Annotated in this window: 17 protein-coding genes; 7 read left to right on the forward strand and 10 right to left on the reverse strand. The window is 68.4% G+C overall.

From position 1 onward, the window contains the following. Positions 1–12 precede the first annotated feature (12 nt). Entirely contained in the window at positions 13–1,197 is a 1,185-nt protein-coding gene (locus MSZK_RS24530) for an acyl-CoA dehydrogenase (RefSeq protein ID WP_099251136.1), read from the reverse strand. A 176-nt stretch (positions 1,198–1,373) separates the two neighbouring features. On the opposite strand from MSZK_RS24530, the gene MSZK_RS24535 reads away from it, so the two are divergent. Together MSZK_RS24535 and MSZK_RS24540 are read left to right on the forward strand one after the other, a co-directional pair. Next, positions 1,374–1,565, forward strand: a complete 192-nt coding sequence (locus MSZK_RS24535) for a ferredoxin (RefSeq protein WP_099251137.1) — start codon at positions 1,374–1,376, stop codon at positions 1,563–1,565. Between the two features lie 13 nt (positions 1,566–1,578). Further along, a complete protein-coding gene (locus MSZK_RS24540; RefSeq protein ID WP_099251138.1) occupies positions 1,579–2,493 on the forward strand; it encodes a 3-oxoacyl-ACP reductase in 915 nt (304 codons plus the stop codon). A gap of 27 nt (positions 2,494–2,520) precedes the next feature. On the opposite strand, the gene MSZK_RS24545 is transcribed toward MSZK_RS24540, so the two are convergent. Genes MSZK_RS24545 through MSZK_RS24565 form a run of 5 tightly spaced genes read right to left on the reverse strand, consistent with a single transcriptional unit; the run spans position 2,521 to position 5,447 of the window. Then, on the reverse strand, positions 2,521–3,996 hold the full coding sequence (locus MSZK_RS24545) for a trehalose-6-phosphate synthase (protein WP_099251139.1): 1,476 nt from the start codon (positions 3,994–3,996) through the stop codon (positions 2,521–2,523). A gap of 3 nt (positions 3,997–3,999) precedes the next feature. Next, positions 4,000–4,164, reverse strand: coding sequence for a hypothetical protein (locus MSZK_RS32735; protein WP_099251140.1), 165 nt, complete (start codon positions 4,162–4,164; stop codon positions 4,000–4,002). A gap of 31 nt (positions 4,165–4,195) precedes the next feature. Continuing rightward, complete coding sequence (locus MSZK_RS24555; RefSeq protein ID WP_142390001.1) at positions 4,196–4,636, reverse strand: hypothetical protein; 441 nt, start codon at positions 4,634–4,636, stop codon at positions 4,196–4,198. A gap of 25 nt (positions 4,637–4,661) precedes the next feature. Next, positions 4,662–5,048, reverse strand: coding sequence for an intersectin-EH binding protein Ibp1 (locus tag MSZK_RS24560; protein WP_099251142.1), 387 nt, complete (start codon positions 5,046–5,048; stop codon positions 4,662–4,664). A 51-nt stretch (positions 5,049–5,099) separates the two neighbouring features. Further along, on the reverse strand, positions 5,100–5,447 hold the full coding sequence (locus MSZK_RS24565; protein ID WP_099251143.1) for an intersectin-EH binding protein Ibp1: 348 nt from the start codon (positions 5,445–5,447) through the stop codon (positions 5,100–5,102). Positions 5,448–5,938: 491 nt separating this feature from the next. Here MSZK_RS24565 and MSZK_RS24570 point away from each other — a divergent pair, with 491 nt between their 5' ends. Beyond that, positions 5,939–6,769: an SDR family oxidoreductase gene (locus tag MSZK_RS24570; RefSeq protein WP_099251144.1), complete on the forward strand. Its 831-nt coding sequence runs from the start codon at positions 5,939–5,941 to the stop codon at positions 6,767–6,769. On the opposite strand, the gene MSZK_RS24575 is transcribed toward MSZK_RS24570, so the two are convergent. Then, positions 6,752–7,642 (reverse strand): NAD(P)-dependent oxidoreductase, encoded by an 891-nt coding sequence (locus tag MSZK_RS24575; RefSeq protein WP_099251145.1) that lies wholly within the window; start codon positions 7,640–7,642, stop codon positions 6,752–6,754. The genes MSZK_RS24570 and MSZK_RS24575 overlap by 18 nt on opposite strands. A gap of 32 nt (positions 7,643–7,674) precedes the next feature. Then, on the reverse strand, positions 7,675–9,246 hold the full coding sequence (locus MSZK_RS24580; protein WP_099251146.1) for an LCP family protein: 1,572 nt from the start codon (positions 9,244–9,246) through the stop codon (positions 7,675–7,677). A 301-nt stretch (positions 9,247–9,547) separates the two neighbouring features. On the opposite strand from MSZK_RS24580, the gene MSZK_RS24585 reads away from it, so the two are divergent. Together MSZK_RS24585 and MSZK_RS24590 are read left to right on the forward strand one after the other, a co-directional pair. After that, entirely contained in the window at positions 9,548–10,423 is an 876-nt protein-coding gene (locus MSZK_RS24585) for a xanthine dehydrogenase family protein subunit M (RefSeq protein WP_099251213.1), read from the forward strand. Further along, the gene (locus MSZK_RS24590) at positions 10,416–10,898 is read left to right on the forward strand and encodes a (2Fe-2S)-binding protein (protein WP_099251147.1); all 483 of its coding nucleotides are present in this window, start codon (positions 10,416–10,418) and stop codon (positions 10,896–10,898) included. The genes MSZK_RS24585 and MSZK_RS24590 overlap by 8 nt, the downstream gene beginning before the upstream one ends. Here the strand turns inward: MSZK_RS24590 and MSZK_RS24595 are convergent. Together MSZK_RS24595 and MSZK_RS24600 are read right to left on the reverse strand one after the other, a co-directional pair. Continuing rightward, positions 10,895–13,213: a xanthine dehydrogenase family protein molybdopterin-binding subunit gene (locus MSZK_RS24595; protein WP_099251148.1), complete on the reverse strand. Its 2,319-nt coding sequence runs from the start codon at positions 13,211–13,213 to the stop codon at positions 10,895–10,897. The genes MSZK_RS24590 and MSZK_RS24595 overlap by 4 nt on opposite strands. A gap of 102 nt (positions 13,214–13,315) precedes the next feature. After that, positions 13,316–13,741, reverse strand: coding sequence for a YkvA family protein (locus MSZK_RS24600; RefSeq protein ID WP_099251149.1), 426 nt, complete (start codon positions 13,739–13,741; stop codon positions 13,316–13,318). A 17-nt stretch (positions 13,742–13,758) separates the two neighbouring features. On the opposite strand from MSZK_RS24600, the gene MSZK_RS24605 reads away from it, so the two are divergent. Then, on the forward strand, positions 13,759–14,259 hold the full coding sequence (locus MSZK_RS24605; protein ID WP_099251150.1) for a DUF427 domain-containing protein: 501 nt from the start codon (positions 13,759–13,761) through the stop codon (positions 14,257–14,259). A gap of 98 nt (positions 14,260–14,357) precedes the next feature. Continuing rightward, entirely contained in the window at positions 14,358–15,659 is a 1,302-nt protein-coding gene (locus MSZK_RS24610; RefSeq protein ID WP_099251151.1) for an ammonium transporter, read from the forward strand. The last annotated feature ends 80 nt before the right edge of the window (positions 15,660–15,739 follow it).

Here is a 15,739-nt window from a genome sequence, read left to right on the forward strand (position 1 = left end):
CCTCGTCCTATCTCAACGGTTCACTCGGGGCAGGCCCAGCGCCACCATGCCGATGATGTCGCGCTGAATCTCGTTGGTGCCGCCACCGAAGGTCAGGATCAGGGCCGCGCGGTGCATCCGCTCCACCCGACCGCGCAGGAGCGCACCGTGGGAATCCTGACGCAGCGTGGCGGACGGTCCGAGGATCTCCATCAGCAGCCGGTAGGCCTCGGTGGCCAGTTCGGTACCGAAGACCTTGGCCGCCGAGGCGTCGGCAGGGCTCAGCGTTCCGCTCTTGGCGGAGGCGAGCTCCCAGTTGATCAGCTTGAGGTACTCGGCCTTGGCGTGCACCCGGGCCAGATTGAGCTGCACCCATTCGGAATCGATGAGCCGGTTGCCGTGCGCATCCTTCGTGTTCTGCGCCCACTCCCGAACCTGGTTGAGCGCCAAGAAGATCGGCTGCGCGGACACCAGTGCGACGCGCTCGTGGTTGAGTTGGTTGGTGACCAGCTTCCAGCCGCCGTTCTCCTCGCCGACCCGGCTGCTCACCGGCACGCGAACGTCCTGGTAGTAGGTGGCGCTGGTGCCGACACCGGCCATCGTGTGCACCGGGGTCCAGGAAAAACCTTCCGACGTGGTGGGCACGATCAGCACCGAGATGCCGCGGTGTTTCTTGGCTTCGGGGTTGGTGCGCACCGCGAGCCAGACGTAGTCGGCGTACTGGATCAGGCTGGTCCACATCTTCTGGCCGTTGACCACGTAGTCGTCGCCGTCACGCACCGCCGCGGTGCGCAATCCCGCCAGGTCGGTGCCGGCACCGGGTTCGGAGTAGCCGATCGCGAAGTGCAGGTCACCGGAGGCGATCTTGGGCAGGTAGAAACTCTTCTGCTCGTCGGTGCCGAAGGCCATGATCGTCGGCGCGACGCTGTTGATCGTCAGGAACGGCACCGGGGCGCCGGCGATGGCGGCCTCGTCGGTGAAGATCAGTGAGTCCATCGGGTCGCGGTTCTGGCCGCCGTACTCCGTAGGCCAGTTCAGCGTGAGCCAGCCGTCCTTGCCCATCTGGGACACGGTCTCGCGGTAGACGTTGCCGGTGCCGATCTCGCCGCCGGTCGTCGACATCAGCGCTTCCTGGCGCTCGGGGGTCATCAGCTTGCCGAAGTAGGTTCGGAGCTCGCGGCGCAGCTCCTCTTGTTCCGGGGTGTAACTGATCCGCATCGCGCTCGATCCTTCGCTGAAGTTGCTTGCCGTCGGCGACCCGCCGACACTCCTGGTTGTAACACGTTCTAGTCTTGTGGTCCAGCGCCCGTTAGGGCCAGGTATCGATCCATCTGGTCGTATCGTGGTGCTGCGAATGCCCCACCGCCTGGGGTCGGTCAGCCAAGGAGGTTGTCATGCGCGTCGAAGTCGACCGTGATCGCTGTGAAGGAAACGCTGTCTGTGTGGGAATCGCCCCGGACCTGTTCGAACTCGATGACGAGGACTACGTCATCGTGACCAAGGACCCGATCCCCGCCGACCAGGAGGAGCTGGCCGAGCAGGCCATCGCCGAATGCCCCCGTGCCGCCCTGACCCGCAAAGACTAGAGGTATTCGTAACTTGACTGCACAAGACGACGCGACGGATCTGTCCGGACGCGTAGCGGTGGTGACCGGTGCCGCCTCCGGGCTCGGCCGCGCCGAGGCCATCGGGTTGGCGAAGTCCGGTGCGACGGTCGTCGTCAACGACATGGCCAAGGCGCTCGACTCGTCCGACGTCCTCGACGAGATCAGCGCCGTGGGCTCCAAGGGTGTGGCGGTTGCCGGTGACATCAGCGCGCGCTCGACGGCCGATGAACTGGTGGCCACCGCCGACGGGCTCGGCGGGCTGAGCATCGTGGTCAACAATGCCGGTATCACCCGCGACCGGATGCTGTTCAACATGACCGACGAGGACTGGGATGCGGTCATCGCCGTGCACCTGCGGGGGCACTTCCTGCTGACCCGCAACGCCGCGACCTACTGGCGCAACCAGGCCAAGGACAACGGTGGTTCGGTCTACGGCCGCATCATCAACACCACGTCGGAAGCCGGTCTGTCCGGGCCGATCGGCCAGGCCAACTACGGTGCCGCCAAGGCAGGTATCACGGCGCTGACGCTGACGGCGTCGCGGGCGCTCGGACGCTACGGCGTGCGAGCCAACGCGATCGCTCCGCGGGCGCGCACCGCGATGACCGCGGACGTGTTCGGCGACGCTCCGGAGCTCGCCGAGGGCGAGGTCGATCCGCTGTCGCCCGAGCATGTGGTGACGCTGGTGCGTTTCCTGGCCTCGCCGGCCTCGGACAAGGTCAACGGACAGGTGTTCGTGGTCTACGGGCCGTCGGTCGCGCTGGTGGCCGCACCGACCACCGAGCATCAGTTCGATGCCGACGGCGCCGCGTGGGATCCGGCAACCTTGGGCGATGCGATGGGTGCCTACTTCGCTGATCGCGACCCGGAGCGCACCTTCGGTGTGATGGGCCTGCTGCGCGACTGATTCCTAGGCCGGCGCGTTCGCGCCGGCCTAGGCGTCGGCGGCCGCCTCGTCGGCGGCGTCCGAGTTCTTGGTGTCGGCCAGCGCGTCCAGGAAGGACCGCGCCCAGCGGTCGACGTCGTGCGCGAGCACTTGGCGCCGCAGCGCCCGCATCCGGCGCCTACCCTCTTCCGGGGTCTGGTTCAGCGCGGCCTCGATGGTGTCCTTGACGCCCTCGAGATCGTGCGGGTTGGTCAGATAGGCCTGGCGGAGTTCGGCTGCGGCACCGGTGAATTCACTGAGTACCAGCGCGCCGCCGAGATCGCTGCGGCAGGCCACGTACTCCTTGGCCACCAGGTTCATGCCGTCCCGGAAGGGCGTCACCAGCATGACGTCGGCCGCCACGAAGAAGGCGATCAGTTCCTCGCGGGGCACCGGCCGGTGCAGGTAGTGCACCACCGGGTGGCCGACTTCGCCGTACTCACCGTTGATGTGGCCGACCTGCTGCTCGATTTCGTTGCGCAGGATCCGGTAGCTCTCCACTCGTTCGCGGCTCGGGGTGGCCAGCTGCACCAGGACCGTGTCGTCGCGCTTGGCCCGGCCTTCGGCCAGCAATTCCGAAAACGCCTTGAGCCGGACGTCGATGCCTTTGGTGTAGTCCAGCCGGTCGACGCCGAGCAGGATCTTGCGAGGGTTGCCGAGCTCGGCACGGATTTCCTTGGCCCGCCTGCGGATACCGCGATTGCGCGCGGTGCCGTCCAGGTCGGCGGAATCGATGGAGATCGGAAAGGCACCGACCTTGACCGTGCGGAAGCCCAGCTGTACCTCACCGAACCGCGACCGGACACCCACTGAAGCCCGAGACGTGTTGGCGCCGACCAGGCGTCGCGACAGGAACAGGAAGTTCTGCGCGCCGCCGGGCAGATGGAACCCCACCAGATCGGCGCCCAGCAGGCCTTCGATTATCTCGGTTCGCCATGGCATCTGCATGAACAGCTCCACCGGCGGAAACGGGATATGCAGAAAGAACCCGATCGTCAGGTCGGGCCGCAACATCCGCAGCATCTTGGGCACCAGTTGGAGCTGGTAGTCCTGAACCCACACGGTGGCACCTTCGGCCGCCGCGCGGGACGTCGCTTCGGCGAACCGCCGGTTCACCTCGACGTAGCGATCCCACCACTCACGGTGGTAGATCGGCTTGACGATCACATCGTGATAGAGCGGCCACAGCGTGGCGTTGGAGAAGCCCTCGTAGTACTCGGCGACATCCTCGGCCGACAGTCGGACCGGGAACAGCTGCAGACCGTCTTCGACGATCGGCTCTTCGGGGCCGTCGACGATGCCCGGCCAACCGATCCACGCCCCGCGTTGCTTGCGAAGCAGCGGTTCGAGCGCGGTGACCAGCCCACCGGGGCTGCGTTTCCAGGTCAGGCTGCCGTCGGGAAGCCGCTCCATATCGATCGGCAGCCGATTGGCGACCACCACGAAGTCAGAATTTCCGGAGCCGGCTGTCCTGCTCCCGGACACGGGCTACGCCTCGAGCTTTGACGGCCCAATGCCGAGCATCGACAGGAACACCCGGCACTCGTCGGCATCGTTGGCGTACGCCGCGACCACGCGTCGGGCCTGGCGCGCCGTGCTGTCGGCCAGCGGCTCCACGTCGTCGATGTCCGTGGGATTTGATTGTGCAGGCATCTCTCAACCTTAGCGAAGGGGTGAACGGCCGCTACGGGCTCGAGGAAATCGTCGACTTCGGCTGAACCGGCACGTTGTCCTGGCCTTCTTCGTAGCAGACCGTGGACTGCCAGTAGCCGGTGCAGGAGTCGCCGTTGATGTTGGGCACCAGGTCGGCCGCGATCCCGGACTCGGTGGTGGAGCTCAGGTCCTGGGTGGTGCGCGGCTGCAGGTCCTCCATCGCCTGGTCGCCGTCGGTGTCGGCCAACGGCGTCATCGTCGGCACACAGTTGCCGGTCGAGGGATCCAGTGACTCACCTGCCTGGCATCCGCCGGTGCCGCCCGGCTGCGCCACCGGGGCGGGGACGGGCACCGGTTCCGGGGCGGGAATGCCGCCGTCACCCTCGGCATGGGCCGCCGGCGCAGCCGCGACCGCGAGCGCGAACACGCTCGCGGTCAGCAGCTTGACCGGCCAACGGACATGGATTGGCATCATTGCCCTCCTGTTCCGCCCGCGACTACGGGCTCGACGAAATGCTCGAGTGCGGGGTCACTGCCGGTACCTGGTTCTCCTGCAGGCCGATGCACTGACCGGTGTTGGCGCCCGTGCAGGGGATGCCCTGCACTTCGGGCAGGCTGTTGGGGTCACCCGGCGTGGAGTAGGTGACGTTTCCGCCGCCGCCGGCCGGCGTCGGGTAGTTGCCGCCCGGCTGGTTGGGCACCATCTCCGGGATGCACTGATCGGTGTAGAGGTCCTCCGATTCACCGGCCGGGCACGCGATGGCGGGGCCGGCCGGTACGCCCGACGGCGAGGCCACGAAGGCAACGACCGGCGCGGCCGCGATCGCGATGCTGAATCCGCCGGCGATGAGAACGCGGCGGCCGACTGAGGAGGAAATCGCCATACTTCACACTTCCTTGAGAAGTTGACGGAGTTCCGAAGTCGGCCCTCCGTTCTACGGACTGGACGAGATGGTGGAGCGGGGTTGCACAGGCTGTGCCTGCTGATCTTCCTGCAATCCTATGCATTGACCGGTGTTTGCGCCTGTGCAAGGTATTCCCTGAACCTCCGGCAGGCTGTTCGGATCGCCGGGCGTGGAGTAGCTGACCCCGTCCTCCGGCCCGCTGGCGGGCGCTGCTTCGCACGCGCCGGTCGCGGGATTCGGTGCCTGCCCGGTCGGGCAGGCCGCCAGCGGCGCGGCCGCCGGAACAGCGAAAGTGGCCAGCGCAGGCGCTGCCGCGACTGCGAGAGCGACGGCGCCGGCCAGGGTCAGGCGCTGTGCGGAATTCTTCAGATTTGCCATGTTCGTGCCTTCTACTGGGTTTGCTGGGCGGCGTGTCAGGGCAGTGTATTGCTGCCCTGACCCTCCGGGGAGTCATTCGGCGGATTTATCGATCAGCCCGCCGCGCGTGTTACACCGGGGTCAATATCGGTGTTTGCGTTTCCCGCAGCCGCCCAACCGCTGCTCACGGCGGGCAACGCGGCCTTGGCGGTGGCCGGCACCGCGCCGATGGCCGCCGCTCTGTGCGCCGAGTGCCGGAGTGTGAACCTGCATTCGGAGGACGCGCGATATCGGCGCCGGCGGCGGGGGTCACCGTGGGGCGAATATGCCCGAATGACGCGTCGAGGAATTCGCTGGCGGAATTCGGCAATTCGGCTGTCCCGCAATCGCCGGGCCGGGTCGGTGGCAGTGCCTTCGGCGGTGCCGGGCGCAGTGAGACGGGCTCTTTGCGGCGACGCGACCCCGTGGTTCTATACGTGCAACCTGTTCTAGTTTCGTGTGAGGAGTGCGGCGTGCAGCTCTCGTTCGAGGATCGGACGTATCTGATCACCGGTGGTGGCAGTGGTATCGGCAAGGGCGTGGCGGAGGGGCTGGCCAAGGCTGGTGCCAACGTCATGATCGTGGGCCGCAGCGCTGATCGGCTCGCCGCCGCCGTGGAGGAGATCAAGTCCGTCGCGCCGGCGGGCAACGTGAACTACGAGCCTGCCGACGTCACGAATGAAGACCAGATCGCCGCGGTCGTGGACGCCGCCGCCGCGTGGAACGGCCGGCTCAGCGGTGTCGTGCACTGCGCCGGTGGTTCGCAGACGATCGGCCCGATCACCCAGATGGACTCCGAGGCCTGGCGCGCGACCGTCGACCTCAACATCAACGGCTCGATGTACGTCCTCAAGCACTCCGCCCGGCAGATGGTGCACGGCGGCGGCGGCTCATTCGTCGGCATCTCCTCCATCGCGGCCAGCAACACCCACCGCTGGTTCGGACCCTACGGCGTCACCAAGGCGGGTCTGGACCACCTCATCAAGCTGGCCGCCGACGAGCTCGGACCGTCCTGGGTCCGGGTCAACGGCATCCGCCCCGGCCTGATCCGGACCGAACTCGTCCAGATGGTGCTTGACTCACCCGAGATCAGCGGCGACTACGCGGAGTGCACGCCGCTGCCGCGTCCTGGCGAGGTCGAGGACGTCGCCAACATGACGCTGTTCCTGCTCAGCGATGCCGCCCAGTGGATCACCGGGCAGATCATCGGCGTCGACGGTGGCCAGAACCTGCGCCGCGGGCCGGACTACCGGGCGATGCTGGAGCCCGCGCTCGGCGCTGACGCGCTACGCGGAGTCGTCTGAGGCGCCCGCGTCACGGGCGGCCAGGCTGCTGATCGCCGACCAATCCAGATGCTCGCCGCCATCGGCGAGCAGGCGCAGGAAGCGGTCGCGCAGCAGACTGGCGATCGGCAACGGCACCCGTAGCTCCTCGGCCGCGGCAAGCACCAGCCGGATGTCCTTGTGGCCCAGCGGCGCTGCGAACCCGGCCGGCTCGAAGCGGGCATCGGCGATCAGGCCGCCGTAAGTGCGGTACACCGGCGCCGAGAACAGGGTCGAGGTCAGAATGTCCAGGTACTGGTGTTTGTCGACGCCGCCGCGATCCACCAGCGCCATCGCCTCCCCGAGCGACTCGATCACCGAGCCGATGAGGAAATTGCCGCTGAGCTTGACCAGGTTGGCCGCCGGTGGATTCTCCGACACCACGAACGTGCGTTGCCCGATCGCGTCGAACACCGGCGTCACCGCGGTGACGGTGTCCGACGGCCCGGCGGCGACGACGAACAAGGCTGCGGCCGCGGCCGCCTCCGGCCGACCGAAGACCGGCGCTGCCACGAAGCCCTGACCGGCGGCGGCGTGGGCTTCGGTCAGGCGTTCGGACAGCTCGACGCTGATCGTGCTGCACGAGATGTGGACGGTGTCCGGGGTGGCCGACGCGAGGACGCCGCCGTCGCCGAACACCACTGCTGACAGGGCGTCGTCGTCGGCGAGCATGGTGAGCACGACATCGCCCCGGGACGCGTCGGCCACGGTGTCGGCGGGCTGGGCGCCCGCAGCCGCCAGCGCGTCCACCTTCGCCCGGGATCGATTGAAGACGGTCACCTCATGACCGGTTCTGATCAGATTCGCGGCGATGCCCGCGCCCATGTTGCCCAGTCCGATCACTCCCACGCGCATGAGCTCAACGCTAGTGGACGCAGCGACCAGCCCTAATTCACACAGGGCACCGTGCCGCCGTCGATCGGGGCACCCTGATCGGGGGTGGGGGTGATGGTCATGTCGGACCAACCGCGCTCGGTGGTCGTGGTCGAGAGGGAATCCTGGGACTCCGGCTGGTCCAGGGGGAGGTCGTAGCCCTGGCCGAGGATGACCCGCACGTGGTCGGCGGCCAGCGCGCTGGTGGCCTGGGGTGCGTTCTCGACGCCGAGCAGGGTGGCGATCGATTGCGCGTCGGTCTGCCCGCCCGGGCCGTAGGTGATGACGGTGTCGATCGGCTCGCCGGACTCGCGGTCGCGGACCACGTCGACGCTGAAGTCGTGCTTGCCGAGCAGCGCGGCCGCCTGCGAGGCCAGGCCCGAGGTATCGCCGGCGTTGACGATGCTGATCACCGTCTGCGGATTGGGCGGCGGGATCGGTTGCGGGACAGCGGTGGTGGTCGCGGTGGCCGAGTCGCCGCCGATCGCCTTGGCGATCTCGGCCTTGATCTTGGCCGGGTCGACGATGTTGACGTCCTGGCCGTTGATGTTGTCGTAGCGCACGACCGGCAATGTCCGGAACTCGACGTCGCCGCCGGCCAGCGCGGCCATCCGGCGGAACTGGTCCTCACCCCAGCCCTCCGACAGCACGATGTCCTGGCGGGCCACCCCCATCAACTGTTTGAACTTGTCCAGGTCGGTGAACGAGCCGGACTCCTGCAGTTGGTGCATGACCGAGAGCAGGAAGGCCTGCTGGCGGTGGGTGCGGTCGAGGTCCCCGTTTTCCAGTCCGTGCCGCTGCCGCACGAACGCCAGCGCCTGTTCGGCGTTCAGAGTCTGCCGGCCGGCTGGGAAATCGGCCCCGGAGTAGTCGTCGTGGACGGGATGGTTCAGGCAGACCTCGACGCCGCCGAGGCTGTCGGCGAGGTGATAGAAGCTGGCGAGGTTGACCTCGGCGAAGTAGTCGATGGGCTGGCCGGTCAGGTTACGGACCGCGCGGATCGTCGCCTTGCGCCCGGCTTCGCGTCCGGCGCGCTCGAGTTCGGCCCGGTCGGAGATTCCCTCGTCGACCAGCTTCTGCTCGGTCTGCGCCTTGGTCAGCCCGTAGGCCTCCTTGATCTTGATGTGGGTGTAGCCCTTGATGCCGCTGACGGCGACGTAGTCGTCGCGCGGAATCGAGAACGCGACCACGCGGTCGTCGGCGCCGATGTGCACGAGGATGAGGGTGTTGGTGTTGTAGCCACCCGAGTCCGAGTCGCCGGCGTGCAGCTTGTCGAGCAGCTCGTCGGGTAGCTCGTTGCCGGCCTGGTCTTTGCGGGAGTCCAGCCCGATCAGCAGGATGTTCATCGCGCCGCCGGCCGAGCGCGGTTCGTCCGAGCCGAGTGCCTGAGACACGGTGATCCCACTGAGCAAACCGTGGGCCTGGGAGTACGCCAGCCCGGTCACCATCAGCACCACCACCGAGGCCAGCCCGATCGCGCTCCGGCTGACGATCCGCCAGGCCCGCCGCCCGGTCTTCGACCGCTCGCGATGGCGGCCGTGGCGGTTGCCCGCAGCGGCCGCTCGCGGGGGCGGCGACGGATCCATGATCGACAGTATGCGGGCAAAGGCTGGTGCGGCCCCAGCGAGCCCGACGGCGGCCCGATCGTCGGCCCGGCCCTCCCGGGTGCGTCAGGGGACCCTGCCGCGCAGCTCACGGCGGTGCGCCTACCCGGGGCGGCGACATCGGCAGCGGGTGCGGCAGGCCGGGCGACGGCGGCCTTTCTCACATCCGCCGTCGCGACAGCACGTCCGAGGCAGCAGCCCGTTGCGGACTTCCCCGCCGGACGCGGGCTGGGTCCCGCTATGCTGTGCATGTGCTTAGCATGATGTGCTGCGGCGGCGTCCGGTGAAGCCCGCTCCGTTCGACTATCACCGGCCGGACACCGTCGCGGAGGCGGCGCAGATGCTGACCGAATTCGGCGACGGCGGCAAGCTGCTCGGCGGCGGCCAAAGCCTGGTCCCGATGCTGTCGATGCGCCTGGCCTTCTTCGACAACTTGATCGACATCTCCGCGCTGGCGGAGCTCAAAGGCGTCGACGTAGGCGACGACTCGGTACGGATTGGTGGCGGCACCACGCACGCGGCCGTCGGCGCCGACGAGCGGGTGCGCGCGACGGTACCGCTCCTCACCCGGGCCACGCCGTTGATCGGGCATTTCCAGATCCGCAGCCGGGGCACGATCGGCGGTTCGATCGCGCACGCCGACCCGGCCGCCGAGTATCCCGCCGTCGCCCTGGCGCTGGACGCGACGATGGACGTGGTATCGGACTCGGGCCGCCGGGAGATCGCTGCCGGTGAGTTCTTCGCCGGCGTGTGGGAGACGGCAATGGCGCCGGACGAGATCCTGGTAAGCGTCCGATTCCCGGTGTGGTCCGGACGGTGTGGGTTCGGGGTCGAGGAATTCGCCCGCCGCCACGGCGATTTCGCGATCGCGGGGGCGGTCGCCGCCGTCGAACTCGACGGTGATGACCGCGTGCGACGCAGCGGCATCGGTCTGCTGGGCCTGAGCGCCACCCCACGTCGCGCGTCGGCGGCCGAGGAGGCCATCGCCGGCCGCCCGGTCGGCGATATCACCGCAGAGGAAATCGGTGAGCTCGCGATGAACGGACTCGACGACATCCCGGCCGACCTGCAGGGCTCGGCCGACTACCGGCGGCGGGTCGGTGCGGCGATGGCCGCCCAGGCGTGGCGGGCCGCGGTCAAGGAGGCTTCCGATGCATGAACGGCCCGTCCAGATGTCGGTGAACGGAATTCCGGTCGACTCGATTGTCGAGCCGCGGCTGACGCTGGCCGACTTCCTGCGCGAACGTTGCGGTCTGACCGGCACTCACCTCGGCTGCGAGCACGGCTCGTGCGGTGCCTGCACGGTCCTGCTGGACGGCGCGGCGGTGCGTTCTTGCCTGGTGTTCGCGGTGCAGGCGCAGGGGGCGGAGGTGTCGACCGTCGAGGGGATCGCGTCCGCCGACGGTGAGCTGTCGCCGGTGCAGGCGGCGCTGCGCGACTGCCATGGTCTTCAGTGCGGTTTCTGCACACCAGGTTTCGTCATGTCCATCACGGCGCTGCTGCGCGACAATCCGAATCCCACCGACGAGGAGATCCGGGAGGGGCTGTCCGGCAACTTCTGCCGGTGCACCGGCTACCAGGGGATTGTCAACGCGGTCCGGCAAGTCGCCGAGACCGGCTCGGCCGCAACCTAAGCAGTCGCGGCCGCGTCGATCAGTGCGACGATCTGCGACGGAGTCGCGGGCAGCCGGGTGATGGTCACGCCCAGTGGAGCCAACGCATCGTTGATGGCATTGATCACCGCCGGGGTGGAGCCGATGGCCCCGCCCTCGCCGCAGCCCTTGTAGCCGCCCACGCCCGGTCCGGGCACTTCGACGTGACCGTACTCGATGGGCGGCACATCGCTGGCCGTCGGCAACAGGTAGTCGACGAAGGTGGTGGACAACGGGTTTCCGTCGTCGTCGTACACCAGGTTCTCCAGTAATGCGCCGCCGATGCCCTGGACGGTGCCGCCTGCGATCTGCCCCTCCACGATGTTCGGGTTGATCATCGGACCGACATCCTCGCTGACGATGTAGCGGGTCAGCGTGGCCCGGCCGGTGGTGATGTCCACCTCGCAGGTGCACGCGTGAGTGGCGTTGGCCCAGTGGATCATCGTCTGCGACGTAAACCGTGCGGTGGCCTCCAGGGTGGCCGCCATGCCCGGTGCCAGCTGCTGGGGTTCGTAGTAGGAGCGGTAGGCCAGATCGGCAAAACTGATGCTTGCTGAAGGGTTTTCGCGATCGGTGGCGCGCGAGTTGGCCAGCTCGACCCGTGCTTCGTCGATCCCGAGGGCGTGGGCGGCCATCGCGACGAGCTGCCGGCGCAGCATCGTGCCCGCCTCGTTGACCGCGCCGGCGGTCATCGGCCCACTGCGGCTGCCCTGGGTGCCCGCACCGTACGGCGTGACCGCGGTATCGCCCTGGATCGTGGACACGTCGGCGATGTCGGCGCCCAGCGCATCGGCGGTCAACTGCACGACGGTGGTTTCGATGCTGTTGCCGCTCGATCCGCCGTTGACGTACACATTGATCTTGCCGGTGGGTTCCATCCGGATGGTGGCGCCCTCGGTGGCCAGGTGCCCGGTCGCGGCACCGGTCGGCTCGATGTAGGCCGAGAACCCGAGGCCCAGGTAACGGCCCTGGGCCAGTGCGTGGGCCTGTTCCCTGCGGAAGCCCTCGTGGTCGAGGATCTTGACCGCCTGTTCGAAGGTCTCGATGGGGGCGACATGGTCATAGGGCATGCCGTTGGGGTTGAAGTACGGCATCTCGTCGCGGCGCAGCAGGTTCTTGCGGCGCAGTTCGACGGGGTCGATGCCCATCTTGCGGGCCGCGATGTCGAGAAGTATTTCCCGCGTGAGGGTTTCGTACTGCCACGGTCCGCGGTAGGCGGCCAGGCCACTGGTGTTGGTGAACACCGTCTGATAGTTGAAGCTGGATTTGGGCACCCGGTAGGGGCCGGGAAAGAACATCCCGATCGCGGCGGTGGTCAGCACCGGGTACGGGGTGGGGTAGGCCCCGATGTCCTGGACGAAATCGATGTCGACGGCGGTGATGGCGCCGTCGGCGTCGAACGCCATCCGGGCACGCCCGTCGACGTGGCGGGCTTGACCCGCCGACATCAGGTTCTCGCGACGGTCCTCGATCCACTTCAGCGGAGCCGGCACCGTGCGGGCGGCCAGCAGGATGCACATGTCCTCGCGCATCGGCACCACCTTCTGGCCGAATCCGCCACCGGTGTCCCGGGCGATCACCCGCACGCCCTGGGCGGGGATGCCGAGCAGTCGGGCTGCGAAGGCTCGCAACTCGTGCGGGGTCTGGGTCGAGGCCCACACGGTGAGCTCCCGGGTGGCGGCCACCCACTCGACGACCAGGCCGCGGGTCTCGATCGGCACCGGCACGTGGGTCTGCTGATAGATCCGTTCGTCGGCGACCCAGGCCGCCGCGGCGAAGGCGTCTTCGTCGGGCGGCGCCCCGGCCAGCCCGCCGGCGACGTTGTCCGGGTACGCCTCGTGCACCACCGCCTCGTGCCCCACCGCGTGGGTGACGTCGGCGATCGCGGGCAGCGGGTCGTAGTCCACGTCGACGAGCTCGATCGCGTCCTCGGCCACATATCGGTTCTCGGCGATCACGATCGCCACCGGGTCGCCGACGAACTTCACCTCGCCCTCGGCCAGGGGCGGACGCGGGGTGTCCGGGACGTCCTTGCCGGCCACCGCGTGCCAGGCCTCGTGCACATCGGCGTTGAGGTCAGCAGCGGTCAGCACCGCGTGCACGCCGGGCAGTGCGAGCGCCGCCGATGCGTCGATGCTGTTGATCCGGGCGTGGGCGAACGGGCTGCGCACGAAGCAGGCGTGCAGCATGCCCGGCCGCATGACGTCGTCGACGTAGGTGCCGTGCCCGGTGAGCAGGCGGGTGTCCTCGACCCGAGGGACGCGCGTACCCGCGTACCGGGTGACAGGTGCGGCCATGGCGTGAGCTCCAATGCGTCGTCGACGAGCCGGATCACGATCAGCTAAGCAGTCGCTCAGCAGAGCCTACCCAAGCCGGTGGCCGCCGTCATCGAGGGCCGGTCATCCGGTTTCGGGCAGGCCGCACAGCCGGCGCAGCGCGGCCAGTCCGTCGGGTGTCCCCGGCCAGTGCCTGGTGAGTGCCTGCGGACCGGCCGCCCGGGTGATCCAGCGCAGTGCGAGCGCGGTGATGATCACGTCGTCGGCATAGCCCAGCACCGGGATGACGTCGGGAACCAGGTCGATCGGGGACGCCAGGAAGGCCAGCAGCAGGATCAGCACCACGCGGACCCGCCGCGGCAACTGCGGATCCGAGGCCAGCCGTTTGAGCAGGCGCAGGGTGTCGGGCAGCAGCCGCAGCAACGCAGCGATGCCCACGTCGTCCGGCTTGAGCAGCCACAACGTCACGGCGAGGGCGAGCCAGACCAGCAGCAGGGCGGCGGCAGCGGAGACCACAGCCGGCCACCAGTGCTCGAACACACCGTCCATCTTCGTATCGTCGACAGATGAAGCAATGGCCAACACCAGAGCCCGTGGCCCCGGGTCAGGAATCGGTCTGGGACTACCCGCGGCCGCCGCGTCTCGAGCCGTTCACGGGTGCGATCACCGTCGAACTCGGCGGCCGGGTGATCGCGTCCACCGACCGCAGTTGGCGGGTGCTCGAGACCAGCCACCCGCCGACCTACTACCTGCCGCGCGACGCGTTTGCGGCCGGCGTGCTGCGCGACGCGCCGGGCGCGTCACTGTGCGAGTGGAAGGGGCAGGCCCGCTACTACGACCTGGTGGCCGGTGACGTGGTGGCGGTGCGGGCGGCGTGGAGCTATCCGCGGCCCACGCGTCCGTTCGCGCAGATCGCCGGTGCCATCGCGGTGATGCCCGGTCTGGTCGATCGGTGCACCGTCGACGGTGAAACCGTGGTCGCGCAACCCGGCGGGTTCTACGGCGGCTGGATCACCAGCCGGGTGGTGGGGCCGTTCAAGGGGATCCCCGGCTCGATGGGATGGTGAGCCGGGCGTGAGCTTCGCGAAACACGTCTGAAACACGATCGCCGCATCGCCGAAACTTCGCGCCGACATTCTCGTCGGGACCGTCGAAGGAGCCGGACTTGGATGCGATCGATCCCGCCGCCACTGCGTGGCTGCTGGCCAGCACAGCGCTCGTCTTGTTGATGACACCCGGATTGGCCATCTTCTACGGCGGGATGGTCCGCACCACCGGCGTGCTCAACATGATCATGATGAGCTTCATCGCGATCCCGCTCGTCACGGTGGCGTGGCTGCTGGTCGGCTACAGCCTGGCGTTCTCCGGTACCAGCCTGGGCGGCTTCATCGGCGACCTGTCGCATATCGGGATGGCCGGTATCGGGCCGGGCACGGCGCACGGGCCGGTGCCCGAACTGCTCTTCTCCACCTTCCAGCTCACGTTCGCGATCATCACCGCCGCGCTGATCAGCGGTGCGATCGCCGACCGGGCGAAATTCGCCGCCTGGATGATCTTCGTGCCGGTCTGGTCGATCGTGGTGTACGCCGTTGTTGCGCACTGGGTCTGGGCTCCCGGCGGCTGGCTGTTCAAGCTCGGCGTGCTCGACTACGCCGGCGGACTGGTGGTCGAAATCGTCTCCGGGTCGTCGGCGCTGGCGCTGGCGCTGGTCCTCGGGCCGCGGATCGGGTTCAAGGTCGACGCGATGCGCCCGCACAACCTGCCCTTCGTGTTGCTGGGCGTCGGGCTGCTGTGGTTCGGCTGGTTCGGCTTCAACGCCGGCTCTGCTCTGGCCGCCAACGGCACGGCGGCGGCGATCTTCCTGAACACGCTGGTGGCGGGTTGCCTGGGCATGCTGGGTTGGCTGTCGGTCGAACAGATCCGCGACGGGCACCCGACTACCTTCGGTGCCGCCTCCGGCGTGGTGGCCGGGCTGGTGGCGATCACGCCGTCGTGCGGGACCGTGAACACGCTCGGGGCGGCGGTGGTCGGCGTGGCGGCGGGCATCGTGTGCTCGTTCGCGATCGGGCTCAAGTTCCGGTTCGGCTACGACGACTCGCTGGACGTCGTCGGCGTGCACTTTGTCGGCGGAGTTGTCGGCGTGCTGCTGATCGGGTTCCTGGCCACCGCGGTGATGACCGGTGGACCGAGCGGACTGTTCTACGGCGGCGGGTTGGCTCAACTCGGCAAGCAGGCGCTGGCCATGGTGGCCGTGGCGATGTACGCCTTCGTCATGTCGTTCGTGTTGGCCAAGGTGATCGACCGGCTGATCGGCTTCCGGCTCAGCCCCGAGGACGAGACCGCCGGGGTGGACTTCACTCAGCACGCGGAAACTGCGTATGCCGAAGGAGTGCACGGGCATCAGCCATTGCGGCGCCCGCTGTTCGGTGACCCACGCCTGCGACCGGACACCGCGGGCGAGGACTGAACCCCGTCGGAATCGCGCTGCGCACAAGGCTGGCGTCCGCAGCGTGCAGTGCGTAACTCGGCGCTGCCGAGTGGAGGTGG

The organism is Mycobacterium sp. shizuoka-1 (assembly GCF_002723835.1).
GTDB lineage: Bacteria > Actinomycetota > Actinomycetes > Mycobacteriales > Mycobacteriaceae > Mycobacterium.